This window comes from Methylobacillus rhizosphaerae, assembly GCF_900187985.1.
Lineage (GTDB): Bacteria > Pseudomonadota > Gammaproteobacteria > Burkholderiales > Methylophilaceae > Methylobacillus > Methylobacillus rhizosphaerae.
Window position 1 is genome coordinate 232999 of the sequence record NZ_FZOA01000001.1, and the last position, 12829, is coordinate 245827.

Annotated in this window: 10 protein-coding genes and 1 tRNA gene; 10 read left to right on the forward strand and 1 reads right to left on the reverse strand. The window is 48.3% G+C overall.

Annotated features, from left to right (window positions below; all coding sequences use genetic code 11):
* The first annotated feature begins 97 nt into the window (after positions 1 to 97).
* The 10 genes from rpoD to darG all read left to right on the forward strand — a co-directional run bounded on the left by rpoD (position 98) and on the right by darG (position 11459).
* On the forward strand, positions 98 to 2020 hold the full coding sequence (gene rpoD, locus CHB59_RS01180) for an RNA polymerase sigma factor RpoD (protein ID WP_089374395.1): 1923 nt from the start codon (positions 98 to 100) through the stop codon (positions 2018 to 2020).
* 19 nt (positions 2021 to 2039) lie between these two features.
* Positions 2040 to 2116: transfer RNA gene (locus tag CHB59_RS01185), tRNA-Ile, on the forward strand.
* A 164-nt stretch (positions 2117 to 2280) separates the two neighbouring features.
* Positions 2281 to 3495, forward strand: a complete 1215-nt coding sequence (locus CHB59_RS01190) for a tyrosine-type recombinase/integrase (protein WP_089374396.1) — start codon at positions 2281 to 2283, stop codon at positions 3493 to 3495.
* A gap of 245 nt (positions 3496 to 3740) precedes the next feature.
* Positions 3741 to 4448: a hypothetical protein gene (locus tag CHB59_RS01195; RefSeq protein ID WP_089374397.1), complete on the forward strand. Its 708-nt coding sequence runs from the start codon at positions 3741 to 3743 to the stop codon at positions 4446 to 4448.
* A gap of 68 nt (positions 4449 to 4516) precedes the next feature.
* On the forward strand, positions 4517 to 5236 hold the full coding sequence (locus CHB59_RS01200; RefSeq protein WP_089374398.1) for a hypothetical protein: 720 nt from the start codon (positions 4517 to 4519) through the stop codon (positions 5234 to 5236).
* 95 nt (positions 5237 to 5331) lie between these two features.
* Entirely contained in the window at positions 5332 to 5541 is a 210-nt protein-coding gene (locus CHB59_RS01205; RefSeq protein WP_089374399.1) for a helix-turn-helix transcriptional regulator, read from the forward strand.
* Positions 5538 to 6113, forward strand: coding sequence for a hypothetical protein (locus tag CHB59_RS01210; protein WP_089374400.1), 576 nt, complete (start codon positions 5538 to 5540; stop codon positions 6111 to 6113). The genes CHB59_RS01205 and CHB59_RS01210 overlap by 4 nt, the downstream gene beginning before the upstream one ends.
* 2 nt (positions 6114 to 6115) lie before the next feature.
* On the forward strand, positions 6116 to 8968 hold the full coding sequence (locus CHB59_RS01215) for a DUF927 domain-containing protein (RefSeq protein WP_089374401.1): 2853 nt from the start codon (positions 6116 to 6118) through the stop codon (positions 8966 to 8968).
* 741 nt (positions 8969 to 9709) lie between these two features.
* Entirely contained in the window at positions 9710 to 10363 is a 654-nt protein-coding gene (darT, locus tag CHB59_RS01220) for a type II toxin-antitoxin system toxin DNA ADP-ribosyl transferase DarT (RefSeq protein ID WP_089374402.1), read from the forward strand.
* A 1-nt stretch (position 10364) separates the two neighbouring features.
* A complete protein-coding gene (darG, locus tag CHB59_RS01225; protein ID WP_089374403.1) occupies positions 10365 to 11459 on the forward strand; it encodes a type II toxin-antitoxin system antitoxin DNA ADP-ribosyl glycohydrolase DarG in 1095 nt (364 codons plus the stop codon).
* A gap of 418 nt (positions 11460 to 11877) precedes the next feature.
* On the opposite strand, the gene nhaR is transcribed toward darG, so the two are convergent.
* Positions 11878 to 12786, reverse strand: coding sequence for a transcriptional activator NhaR (gene nhaR, locus CHB59_RS01230; protein WP_089374404.1), 909 nt, complete (start codon positions 12784 to 12786; stop codon positions 11878 to 11880).
* Between the last annotated feature and the right edge of the window lie 43 nt (positions 12787 to 12829).

The window sequence follows — 12829 nt, forward strand, 5'->3', positions numbered from 1 at the left end:
ATACAGTGGCAGGCTGTGAAACTGCTAAAAAATGTCAGTGTTTTTAAGGTATAATTCAGGGTTTCCCGTAATTAACCGCGGTTCGATGAGGTCAAGCATGGCTAAAGAGCAACAGAACGAAAATGTAAACGACAAGGCAGAAATTCCGCTCAATGACGCGGATTTACGTCGCACACGTTTGAAGTCGCTTATCGTCCTTGGGAAGGAGCGCGGCTATCTTACATACGCGGAAATTAATGATCACTTGCCGGATGATGTGCAGGATTCCGAACAGATCGACGGCATTATCGGCATGATCAATGACATGGGTATCCAGGTGTATGAAGAAGCACCGGATGCCGAAGCATTGCTGATGTCCGACGTGCCAGCACCCGTAGCGGATGAGGATGCCGTGGAAGAAGCCGAACAGGCGCTTTCCACTGTGGACTCCGAGTTTGGTCGTACCACTGACCCTGTGCGTATGTATATGCGCGAAATGGGCACTGTGGACCTGCTGACCCGTGAAGGTGAAATTGAAATTGCCAAGCGCATCGAAGATGGCCTCAAGCACATGGTGCAGGCGATTGCTGCTTGCCCAAGCACCATTATTGAACTGCTGGCAATGGTGGATCAGGTCGAGAAGGGCGAACTGGGCGTTGACGACCTGGTGGACGGCCTGATCGATGCGGATGATGGATTGGGTGCAGAAATGGCCGCTGAAGAGGCTGGCGAAAATGAGGAAGACACCGAAGACGACAGCGATGACGACGAAGAGGATGATGACGGCGCCAAGTCGGCAGCCATCTCTGCCGAAGCACTAGCCAGATTGCGTGAAGAAGTGCTGGCCCGTTTTGCAGTCATTCGCAGTGCCCATGACAAAATGTCCGAGCTATTGGTGACGAAAGGCTCCCAGGATAAAGAATATATCAAGCTGCAAGCTGCGATCATTGATGAGCTGATGGAATTCCGCTTCTCTGCCAAACAGGTTGAGGCGCTGTGTGACCGAGTGCGCGGCATGGTAGATGAAATACGTACCTGTGAACGCAAAATCATGGGTTTCTGTGTGGAAAAAGCGGGTATGCCACGTCCGCACTTCATTAAGAGCTTCCCCGGTAATGAAGGCAGCATGGAATGGTTGGCGAAAGAGCTGACCGTGAACAAACCTTATGTTGAGCGTCTTGAGCGATTCAAACACTCCATTGATGATCAACAGCAACAACTGTTGGCTATTCAGGATCGTGTTGGCATTTCCATTCGTGAGCTGAAGGAAATCAACAAGCAGATGTCCACGGGTGAAGCGCGCGCGCGCCGTGCCAAGCGTGAAATGATCGAGGCCAACTTGCGCCTTGTGATTTCCATTGCCAAGAAATATACCAATCGTGGCCTGCAGTTCCTGGATCTGATTCAGGAGGGCAACATTGGCCTGATGAAAGCCGTGGACAAATTCGAATACCGCCGTGGCTACAAATTCTCGACCTATGCCACTTGGTGGATTCGTCAGGCGATTACACGCTCGATTGCAGACCAGGCACGTACAATCCGTATTCCTGTGCATATGATCGAAACCATCAACAAGATGAATCGTATCAGCCGCCAGATTCTGCAGGAAACCGGTCTGGAACCTGACCCGGCCACCTTGGCAGAGAAAATGGAAATGCCGGAAGACAAAATCCGCAAAATCCTCAAGATTTCCAAGGAGCCCATCTCCATGGAAACACCGATTGGCGATGACGACGATTCCCATCTGGGTGATTTCATCGAAGACCTGGCGACATTGGCACCGGTAGACGCTGCCGTGTATGCAAGCTTGCGCGAAGCGACCAAAGAAGTGTTAGAATCGCTGACCGCGAGAGAAGCCAAAGTGTTGCGTATGCGTTTCGGTATTGAAATGAATACGGATCACACATTGGAAGAAGTCGGAAAACAGTTTGATGTGACGCGTGAGCGTATTCGTCAGATTGAAGCCAAGGCCCTGCGCAAATTGCGCCATCCAACCCGCTCTGAACGTCTGCGCAGTTTCCTCGAAACTGGCAACGATTAAAGCGCGGTACAAGCTTTAAGGGCCTATAGCTCAGTTGGTTAGAGCAGCGGACTCATAATCCGTTGGTCACAGGTTCGAGTCCTGTTGGGCCCACCAATTACCTGTTCATTGCAATTCGGAGCAGTACACTAAACCCCGGTAAATCCTAGTGATTCCGGGGTTTTTTGTTTAATACTGTTCAATCCAGTCCGTTGACATCCGGCAAATTAATGGGGTAACTTTGGGGGTAACACACTTACCCCATCCTGGAGTTACCCCAAATGGCTTTAAATGACGTAGCAATACGCAAAGCAAGCCCGCGTGATAAGACATACAAGCTCTATGACGAAGCGGGGCTATTTATTCAAGTTACCCCATCTGGGGGTAAGTGGTGGCGTTTCAAGTATCGTTACCAGGGTAAAGAAAAGCTGTTATCACTTGGCACTTATCCCGATGTGTCATTGGCCTTGGCACGTGAACGTAGAGAAGATGCCAGAAAGCTGCTTGTCCAGGATATTGACCCTGGTGAGAATCGCAAGGCAGCCAAGCAAAGTAAACAAACCAATGCTGCTAACAGCTTTGAAGCCATCGCCCGCGAGTGGGTAGCCATTCATATGGAAAACAAGGCAGACAGCCACCGGAATAAGGTTGTGAGGCGTCTTGAGGTATATCTATTTCCCTGGCTTGGCAGTAAGCCTATTGCCGATATAACAGCCCCTGAAATACTGGAATGCATCAAGCGCATTCAAAATCAGAATAAGTTAGATACAGCACACCGAACCCTTCAAGCTGCAGGGCAAGTATTCCGCTATGCCGTGCAAACTGGCCGAGCTATGCGTGATGTCACCACTGACCTGAAAGGTGCTATTCCCTCCTCTACCGTTACGCATATGGCTTCACTGACCGACCCCAAGGATGTAGCAGAGCTATTGCGTGCCATGGATGGATTCACAGGCACATTGACAGTGCAAACAGCCCTACGCCTTGCACCACTGTTTTTCGTGCGTCCTGGTGAGCTACGCACAGCAAAATGGGTAGACATTGATCTGGAGGTTGGCGAATGGCGTTACAGAGTAAGTAAGACCAAAACAGATCACCTAGTGCCTCTCTCTAGCCAGGCCATTGCTTTGTTGCAAGATCTGCACCCAGTATCAGGCCATGGTGAGTTTGTATTCATGGGTGGCCATGATCCCAAGAAGCCTATGAGCGAGGCAGCTATCAATGCTGCACTAAAACGTATGGGCTACGACACCAAGACACAGATCACCGGCCATGGATTCCGGGCAATGGCCAGAACTCTGCTGCATGAACGTCTGAATATTGACCCGCATATCATTGAGCACCAGTTAGCGCATAAAGTGCCAGATGCTTTGGGTAGTGCCTATAACAGAACCAAGTTCATTGAGCAGCGCAAAGAGATGATGCAGGCATGGGCAGATTATTTGGATGAGTTGAAGGCAGGGGCAAAGGTGATCAATTTGAAGGGAGCGGCATAACACTTTTACAAGTGTTTTCTCTCCCTATGCCTTTTTTAACCCGGGACACCCGGGGCATCCGGGCAAGCCCGCCATTACTGGGTTTCAGCCGTCCCGGCTATTCCGGTACAACCCGGGACACCCGGGGCAAGACTACCCAAAGCCGTTCAATGCCGTCCGGCTGGTTTGTAACGCGCCTGATGTTTCTGCTGGCATATACCACCAGCATTTTGATAAAGAGTAACACCTAATTGGGAGGTTTTATCATGGCGAATGCTGAATCTATCACTACACTACCCGATGGCTACCCTTTTATTGCAATCCCTGATGATTTTAAGGTTTGTGATCGGGGTTTGCTTCACTTTGACATTGACATCCCGCTTGGAAAGATAATGGTATCTGGTGGCTATGGGTATCTTACTTGTACATCCAGCCCCAATGTTTTGATATCAGCAGGGTTATTACTCCCTGATTGGTTGCCTGGATTTGCAGGTAATAACAAAAATACACAGCTAGTAGTATTCACAAATGCAGGCCCAATGTGCATTTTTGGAAATCAGCGAGGGGCTAGAAAAAGCATACCTTATCCTGCACTTCAGGTTATTGGTAATGGCAAAACCAGCATAAGGATTGCTTTTCCAATGACTGAGCAGCAGCGAACAATAATTGCAGAGAAGAAATTGCGAGATGAGCAAGCGTTGCTTATCGAGATGAGACGCGAGGCGCGGGCAGCATGCGATGCTGAGCGTTACCGTCAGTCAATTGATCATGCACGTGATCAAGTAGTGTCATTCCTAACAATGCAGCTTGAAAGGTGCTCGGACAGTCTTGCCGAGGCGTTACTTGGTGAAAGCCGTTATAGAATTACTAACGAGGCACAGGCAGAAATTAGGCGTCACCTTATGGCAGCGGTACAGGTGGCACAAAAGCGGGAGGCATATCGCCTGGCTAATCGTGCCCTATCCCTTGTGTAAGGGTAATGCCGAGGCAAGCATTTCATTGTAAACAAGTCTCATTATCTTAATATACTACTTTATTAAATATGACGTCCAACTTCTTTAATCCACCTTACAACAAACCAGTTTCGGCGAAGGATGTTTTTGAGAATGTATTTACCAGCCTGCGTGAACAAATTGATGCATTTGAAAATATGGATTATTTAGCGCAGCGACCGTCTACTGATAACCCTTGGTGTATTTGGGTTGGTTTGCGCTACACATGGAATAAGAGCCTATCCCATGTAATAAAAGAACTTTCTTATCTGGAAAAGAAAGTTTTCAAAAATCAGGCATCAGCATACGAGATGCATTTCTCCAAGACTGCGGGAATGTCGTACCAACGAGAGCTAGTCACAGCACTGCTGGATAGAATATTAAAAATCAAAAACACTGATCAACTTAAAGATCACCTGACGGAAATCAAGATTGGCTTTATGCAAGCATGGGTGATTGATATCCAGTTAAAAACAAACAGCCTGGAGCTGTTGGCGGCCAAGGGGGAGAAATTCACCCTCTCCCGTAGCAGGGGGTGTGATGCACTGGGTAATGTCATTCTGTCATTACTTCAGGAACATGGTAAGGAAACCAAGGCAAAATCAATATTCAAAATGTTAGCGGACCTTGTTGACCCAGTAAATTCACATCCGATTATTCAGGGTGTTGAGGATGAGGCAGTCTATTGGCGGGCCGCCAATGGGAGTGAGAAGAAAACAGCATTTGGCAGCATTGAGAATCGGTTAACAAAATACAAAAGAATGGTTTAATTTTCACGCTTTCCGGCAAACCGTGATTCACGGTTTATATAGTAAGCATCGCAAAGGCCAATGGTGGTCTTTGGAAACCCATAGGAATTATTGCGATGCTACAAAATACTTTACCTAACACTGGCTTTGTTCGCCTACCCCAAATCCTTTCTGTTATCCCTATTGGCCGCACCACCTGGTGGACTGGCGTTAGAAATGGGAAATATCCTGCCCCTATCAAACTGGGAGCCAATACCACTGTATGGAAAGCTGAGGATATTCATGCCTTGATTGCGCGCCTTGTACAGGAAGGTGGTAAAAAATGAGCACAAATAATCAATTTTATGCATGTTCGGTATGTGATCCCGCCGGTATCAAGAAAATAGATTTAATCGGGAAATTTAGTATTTTTATGGACAAGGTGCTTGCGTTATCTCAAGCGGATACAAGCATGGTTCACCTCACTGAAAAGGCGATGATAGATACAAGAGTTGGCCTTGAGTTGGCTTTACAGGGGTTTATCAGCAAAAAAGTTCATTCTGACTACCATGTGGAGTGCTGGCGCTTGTTATCAGAGGAGTTGGCTAATATTGCAGCTTACTGCCAATCAATGGCAGATGGAAACAAAAAACCTAGCAAACATTTCAGCGACAGGCAAATTGATATTGCTGTAGACATTATTACCACTGGCCAATCAGTCAATGAGTTGCCCTGTGATGAACGGGAAAAATTTATTGCTACATTACGAGAAATAGCGAATAGCGATATTACTCCTAAAGAAAAACACTCTCTAATTGGCTTAGAAATTAAAAAGGCAGCAGCCATTGTGGAGAATACTAAATTCAATCCAAGCAGTGAGAGTGAGATACCGACATATCCACCTATTGAAAAGTATTGATCATGGCCTCTATCGCACAAGTAAAGGCGGCAGCACTCGCCAGCATTGATAGTGTGCTGTCCCACTGGTGCCCAGGGGGTAAGCAGCAAGGCCGGGAATATCTGCCCCTGAATCCCAGGCGGGCAGATAGCAAGCCTGGTTCTTTCTCTATCAATCTGGATAACGGTGCATGGGCGGATTTTGCCGATGATGCAAGGGGCGGGGATTTAGTCTCACTGGTGGCGTATATCGAGGGAGTCGGGCAAGGTGAGGCTTCCAAGCTGCTTGCCCAGTTTCTCGGGATGGATAGCGGCAAATCCGGCTCACACAATTGCCCCACAACCTCACAAAACAAGGCAGGCAATACCCAAGTATCACCCACCAGCAAGCAAGTCGAGTGGGTAGCGGTATTACCAGTACCAGCGAATGCCCCCAAGCCACCAGCCCGACATTATCGGTATGGTGTGCCTTCTATGCAGTGGGAATATCGTGATGCAGCTGGTGGGTTGTTGTGCCTGGTGTATCGGTTTGAACCTAGACAGGCTAGCGATAGAAAACAGTTTGTGCCATTGACCTGGTGCAAGAATGCCCAGGCTAAGCAGGAATGGCGATGGCAAGGGCTGGATAGTCCCCGGCCTTTGTACAACCTGCCGGGTCTGGAGAGTAAGCCTGATGCCCTGGTGATTGTATGTGAAGGTGAGAAAGCCGCCGATGCCGCCGCTGTATTGTTCCCTGCCGCCGTCACCACCACGATGCTGAACGGTGCACAGGCACCCGGTAAAACGGACTGGTCCCCACTGACCGGGCGTAAGGTCTGGTTATGGCGGGACAATGATGAAGCTGGTTTGAAGTGCATGCAGGCAGTGGATGAGCTGCTACGCAAGGCAGGTGCTACCACGGTACAGCATATCAACCTGGCCATGATCGAGGGGCTGCAGGATAAAGATGATGCCGCTGACTTAGTAGCACGTGGATGGACGGTGGAACGCATGGCCGGGCTAGCTGGTGGGGATGGTTTCCTGCTGGATAGGCTGGCTGCATCATCTTCATCCGCACCCACCAGCGCCGCTGCACCTATGCAGGATGACGCACTTGATACGCCTAGCAGCCGTTTCCATGTGAATGATCAGGGGGTGTGGTATTACGGCAAATCCGATACCGGCAATGATGCCCCGCCCTTATGGATATGTTCCAGGTTGGATATTACGGCTGTTACCCGGGATGCCAAAAGTGAAAGCTGGGGACGCTTGTTGGAGTTTGATGACCCGGATGGCCAACACCATGCCTGGGCTTTGCCGATGGAGATGCTGGCCGGGGATGGAACAGAGTACAGGCGTGAGTTATCCCGGATGGGGCTGTTAATTGCCCAGGCTACCAAGGCCCGCAATCTATTGAGCCAATACATTCAGACGGCCAATGTAACAGCCCGCGCCCGCTGCGTGGAACGTACTGGCTGGCATGATCAGGTGTTTGTGATGCCAGATAGAACTATCGGCCAAACAGTTGATGAACGCATCTTGTATCAGTCATTGAATGCTACCCCTAGCACATTCAAGACACGGGGAAAGCTGGCCGATTGGCAGGCATTGGCGGGCTTATGTGCGGGTAATTCCCGTCTGGTGTTTGCTATTTCAGCGGCCTTTGCCGGTCCGTTATTGCACGTCACAGGCATGGAGTCAGGCGGGTTTCATTACCGTGGGGATAGTTCCACGGGTAAGACCACAGCATTACGCGTGGCTTCATCTGTATGGGGTGGTGCTGACTTCTTGCAGCGGTGGCGAGCTACTGATAATGGCTTGGAAGCCCTGGCAAGCCAGCATAGTGATTGCCTGCTGGTGTTGGATGAGATCAGCCAGGTTGATCCCAGGGCAGCAGGTGAAGTGGCTTATATGCTGGCCAATGGTAGCGGTAAGGTGAGATCGGGCCGTACCGGGGCCATGCGTGATACTGCCACCTGGCGCTTGTTGTTTATATCCAGTGGTGAAGCCGGACTAGCTGAACATATGGCAGAAGCTGGAAAGAAGCCTAAAGCTGGCCAGGAGATACGCTTATTGGATATTCCAGCAGATGCAGGCAAAGGGCTTGGGTTGTTTGAGGATATTCACGGCCATGCTGGTGGTGCTGCATTCTCCAAGGTGATGAATGAGCTAGCCGTTAAGTATTACGGTTCCCCTGCCCTGGCTTTTATCAAACAGCTGGTGGGGCAATATGAGGATGTGCAACGCGCCATCAAGGAGGAGCAGGAGTTATTCAATCAGGCCCATTTACCGGATGATGCTGGTGGGCAGGCATTCCGTGCCGCCCTACGCTTTGGCCTGGTGAGTGTAGCGGGTGAATTGGCCACGCAATGGGGTATTACCGGCTGGCAACCAGGTGAGGCTAGCCAGGCAGCAGCTACATGCTTCAAGGCATGGCTGGCACAACGTGGCGGTGCAGGCAATCAGGAACAGGCAGCTATGTTGGCTCAGGTGCGCCAGTTCTTTGAACTGCATGGTGAGGCACGTTTCACTGACTGGGATAGACCAGCTTCTGACACCAGCCAGCACGCCCCCAAGACCGTGAACCGGGCAGGCTATAGGCGGCACTTTGTTGCCCGGGATGATCAAGGCGGGCCTATCTATAGTGGCGACGCCTACCCTGAGGGCGATGAGAAGGAAGCCAGAGATACGGATTACTACGTATATGCCGAGACATTCAGGACTGAGATATGCAAAGGATTTGATAAGAATACTGTCTGCCGTCTGCTGGTGGACAAGGGCATTCTTATACCGGGCAGTAATGAATATACACGTAAGGAAAGGTTGCCCGATGCCGGGCATGGAGTGCGTTGTTATCGAATCACCAGCAAGGTTTTTAATACTGATGATGAAGCCTAACGTCACTCCATGACTTTGCCGGGCGGACGGCATTGAACGGCTTTGGGTAGTCTTGCCCCGGGTGTCCCGGGTTGTACCGGAATAGCCGGGACGGCTGAAACCCAGTAATGGCGGGCTTGCCCGGATGCCCCGGCTGTCCCGGGTTAAAAAAGGCATAGGGAGAGAAAAACGCGTGTGAAGCTGGGGCTTCAGAATATAAATGCGCGGAGATTTTTGAAGTTGGGTACTGGTGGTTTTGGATGTCATAAAGGTATACCAGATCGGTATATTTTTTACGGGTCCTTCTAGAGACTTTCTTTATCACGGGTAATTCGAACCGTGATCATTTTCTAGTCATAAAATTTTACATAGGGGGTTATGTTATAAGTATCAATGGATTGTTCTGATTAGCGAATGGAAGGTTTGTATTGAGCAACAACATAACCAAAACTGTTGTTGCACAGCACTATAAGTGTAGGTGATAATTTCCCGAATCAAATGTCAACGCTGTGACTCAGGACACTGCAGCCTCTAATATGGTTCTAAGCTACCGCCCTGATAGCCACCTTCAAGACATAGATCGCGCTATAACGTGTCCGATACCGTTGCATCTCTCCGCGATAAGCACGAAACCGCCGCTCCGGCTGCAGTGCTGGCTATTCTGAGCATTAAGGCTCATCATTCATATTCTATCTCATAATTGCTTAAAGTCTGATGTATCAACCAACTAATATACCGCACCTATTGCCAGGATGAGATTAAATGGCTGCTGATCCAAAAACTTTCCTTACTCCCGAAAAAGCCCATATCTTCCGAATCACTCACAAGGATAACATTCCCTGGATTCTTAGAAATGGACTTTATTGTTCAACTGCTGGTGTGCAAGATCCAAATTTCGTGCCGATAGGTAATCCATCTTTGATCGTGTCAAGAACCACTCGACAGCTATCACTTCCTCCAGGGGGCGCGTTAGCTGATTACGTACCGTTCTACTTTACCCCGTACTCCCCAATGTTCTTGAATATACTTTCCGGACGCAATGGGTTGACACGACGATCTCAAGAGGAAATCTGTATTTTGATAAGCAGTTTAGGTACAATTAAAAAGAACGGGTTACAATTTATGTTTAGCGACCGGCATGCAAAACTTGATTTAGCTAATTTCTCAAACCGTTTTGAGGATCTGGGTATGATCAGTTGGGATGACCTGCAAAACCGCGATTTCAAGCGCAATCCTGAGTTTCCTGAAAAATTTGAGCGCTATCAAGCTGAAGCTTTAGTCCATCGGCATGTGCCCATTAAGTGCATTGATACGATAGTTACCTATACTACCGAGCTCAAAGACGCCATTACTCAAGAAGTCGCACGAGTTGGATGCAAAACTAATGTAGCTAAAGTCACTGGGCTGTATTTCTGAAATGATCATCTATACAAAAGGCAATCTTCTTCATGCCAAGGTTGAAGCCCTTGTTAACACAGTTAACACTGTAGGCATCATGGGTAAGGGTATCGCTTTGATGTTTAAAGAGCGATTCGCCCTAAATTTTAAAAAGTACGCTGATGCTTGCCGCGAAGGCCGTGTTGAAGTCGGCACAATGTTTATTACTCAGACGGGTGAACTTGAAGGCCCCGACTGGATTGTAAACTTTCCGACTAAAAAGCATTGGAAGGGCAACTCTCGCATTGAGTGGATTACAGAAGGCCTCAATGACTTAAGAGAATTCATTATTTCTCATGAGATCAAATCAATCGCTATACCTCCGCTTGGGGCTGGTAACGGTGGACTTAAATGGTCTGATGTTAAACCGCTTATAGAACATGCTTTAGGTGACCTCCCCGCTGAAATTTATGTATATGAGCCAACTGCTCAATACCAGAATGTTGCCAAGAAAGAGGGAGTTGAAAAACTAACGCCAGCTAGAGCTCTGATTGTTCATATCATCAGACAATATTGGGTAGCTGGACTCGAATGCAGCTTACTTGAAATTCAGAAGATGGCTTGGTTCATGGAGCGCTCCATACTTGCCTTAGGAATGGCTAATCCGTTGAGATTGCAATTCAAAGCTCACAAATATGGTCCATACTCCTACTCTTTGATTAAAGTACTTGAAGCTTTGGATGGAAGCTATTTGAATAGTGATAAACGAATTACTGACTCCAACCCTTCAGATCTAATTTGGCCTAATGAATCTAAGTTAGCTTTTTTGGATGCCTATCTTCAATCCGAGGCCAAACAGTATCTTGAAGTAGCACAGATCGCGAGCGAGATCATTGAAGGTTTCGAATCAGCATATGGCCTTGAACTTCTTTCTACTGTTGACTGGCTTGTGCAAAACAACCAAGCGACTCTTGAAGTCGATAGCATTCGCTCTGGGTTAATGCATTGGCCTGCTGGAAAAGCATCAGCTCAGCGAAAGGTTAATCTTTTCAACGATCATTCGATAGCCAAAGCAATTGATCGACTTAGACCTTTAGAGAGCATTAAGCAAAACGAAATCAGTCTGATGAATTAACATTTTCAAAGACTTCCTTCAATTGCGACTTCCAAATTAGCGACTCAAGACCACCACGGCTTCCAAATTGCAAGCCGTGTTTATTGGAGTCATATTGATTCGCAGGGGGCACAATTGGGGGCGTATCTAAAAATTTAATTTTTAGTTCCATTAAAAAACAATGCATTAAATGCTAAGTTCAGTTGACCCCGGCACGAATTAAAAATTCAGGGACTACCCCACCAGCAAACAGAGTGACAATGAAAAAACTGGGGTAACTTTCGGGGTAACTCAGAAAATAAAAATAACAAAACTACTGCAGCACAAGGAGTTTAAAGATTTTTTAGATTGCTGTTGGGCCACCATGAAATTAAGGGGTTACGTTCATTCGTAACCCCTTTTTTAATGATGTTACAGGCTGTTTTTATCTACATTGACGTTACGGCGCAGCATTTTTGTTGAATAGAAACAGGTTGTCTGCAGATTCATTGACCGCAACGACAGCGGGGTGATCGGTGTGTTTGGGGACTGAGATGGCATAGAAGTGTTGGGTGAACTCGTCGGTCTCGGCGATTTTGATGACGCCGTATTCTTTTTCTATCTCGGAGGCAATGATGGATGAGGCGGTGAAGAAGCCGGTTCCCGCCATGCCAAAGGCTTTCATCAGTGCGCTGTCATCGAATTCGCCTACGATATTGGGAGCGATGTGTTGTTCATTGAGCCAGCGTGTGATCTGGCCTTGTAACAGGCTGTCTTCCCCCATGACCAGCATCGGAGCTCGATGAAGCCGGTCAGGAAACTGGCCCGGGTATTTCAGGGCTAATTCAGCTGTGGCAAAGAAGGAGGTGCCACTTTCTCCCAGTTTATGGCTGATGCCCGTGATATTGATCTCTCCGGGCATAGGCCGGTCTGCAAGTACGATATCCAGTTTATGGATGGCAAGTTGTGCAAGCAGGGCTTCGAAATTATCTTCGCGGCACACGATTTTGATCGGGTCTTCCAATTCCATGGCGGCAGATAACAGATGGTAGGCGATGGACTTGGGTACGAATTCTGCGATGCCTACATTGAAGGTGCGGGGGCGTTTCCTGGGTTGATGCTGCAAGGTTTCTTCCAGCATGCTGCCTGTTTCAAATATCCGTTCGGCATACGGCAGGGCAATGCGGCCTGCGTCAGTCAATTCCAAGCCGCGACCGGCGCGTTTGAATAATGTGACGTTCAAATCGGCCTCCAGCAGGGAGATTTGTCCACTTAATGTTTGGGATGTGACACCTAGTTGCTCACTGGCCCTGACCAGGCTGCCTGCTTTGGCTACGGCCCAGAAGTAGTTGAGTTGTTTGTAATTCATGATAATCCTCGCTATTTCATTAAATAGTTCGGTTTTTACGAAG

Bases quoted from the DNA above. Each gene is read 5' to 3' on its own strand.
- CHB59_RS01195 (WP_089374397.1), top strand. From the start codon at position 3,741: ATGGCGAATGCTGAATCTATCACTACACTACCCGATGGCTACCCTTTT.
- CHB59_RS01200 (WP_089374398.1), top strand. From the start codon at position 4,517: ATGACGTCCAACTTCTTTAATCCACCTTACAACAAACCAGTTTCGGCG.
- CHB59_RS01190 (WP_089374396.1), top strand. From the start codon at position 2,281: ATGGCTTTAAATGACGTAGCAATACGCAAAGCAAGCCCGCGTGATAAG.
- nhaR (WP_089374404.1), bottom strand. From the start codon at position 12,786: ATGAATTACAAACAACTCAACTACTTCTGGGCCGTAGCCAAAGCAGGC.
- darT (WP_089374402.1), top strand. From the start codon at position 9,710: ATGGCTGCTGATCCAAAAACTTTCCTTACTCCCGAAAAAGCCCATATC.
- darG (WP_089374403.1), top strand. From the start codon at position 10,365: ATGATCATCTATACAAAAGGCAATCTTCTTCATGCCAAGGTTGAAGCC.
- CHB59_RS01210 (WP_089374400.1), top strand. From the start codon at position 5,538: ATGAGCACAAATAATCAATTTTATGCATGTTCGGTATGTGATCCCGCC.
- rpoD (WP_089374395.1), top strand. From the start codon at position 98: ATGGCTAAAGAGCAACAGAACGAAAATGTAAACGACAAGGCAGAAATT.
- CHB59_RS01205 (WP_089374399.1), top strand. From the start codon at position 5,332: ATGCTACAAAATACTTTACCTAACACTGGCTTTGTTCGCCTACCCCAA.
- CHB59_RS01215 (WP_089374401.1), top strand. From the start codon at position 6,116: ATGGCCTCTATCGCACAAGTAAAGGCGGCAGCACTCGCCAGCATTGAT.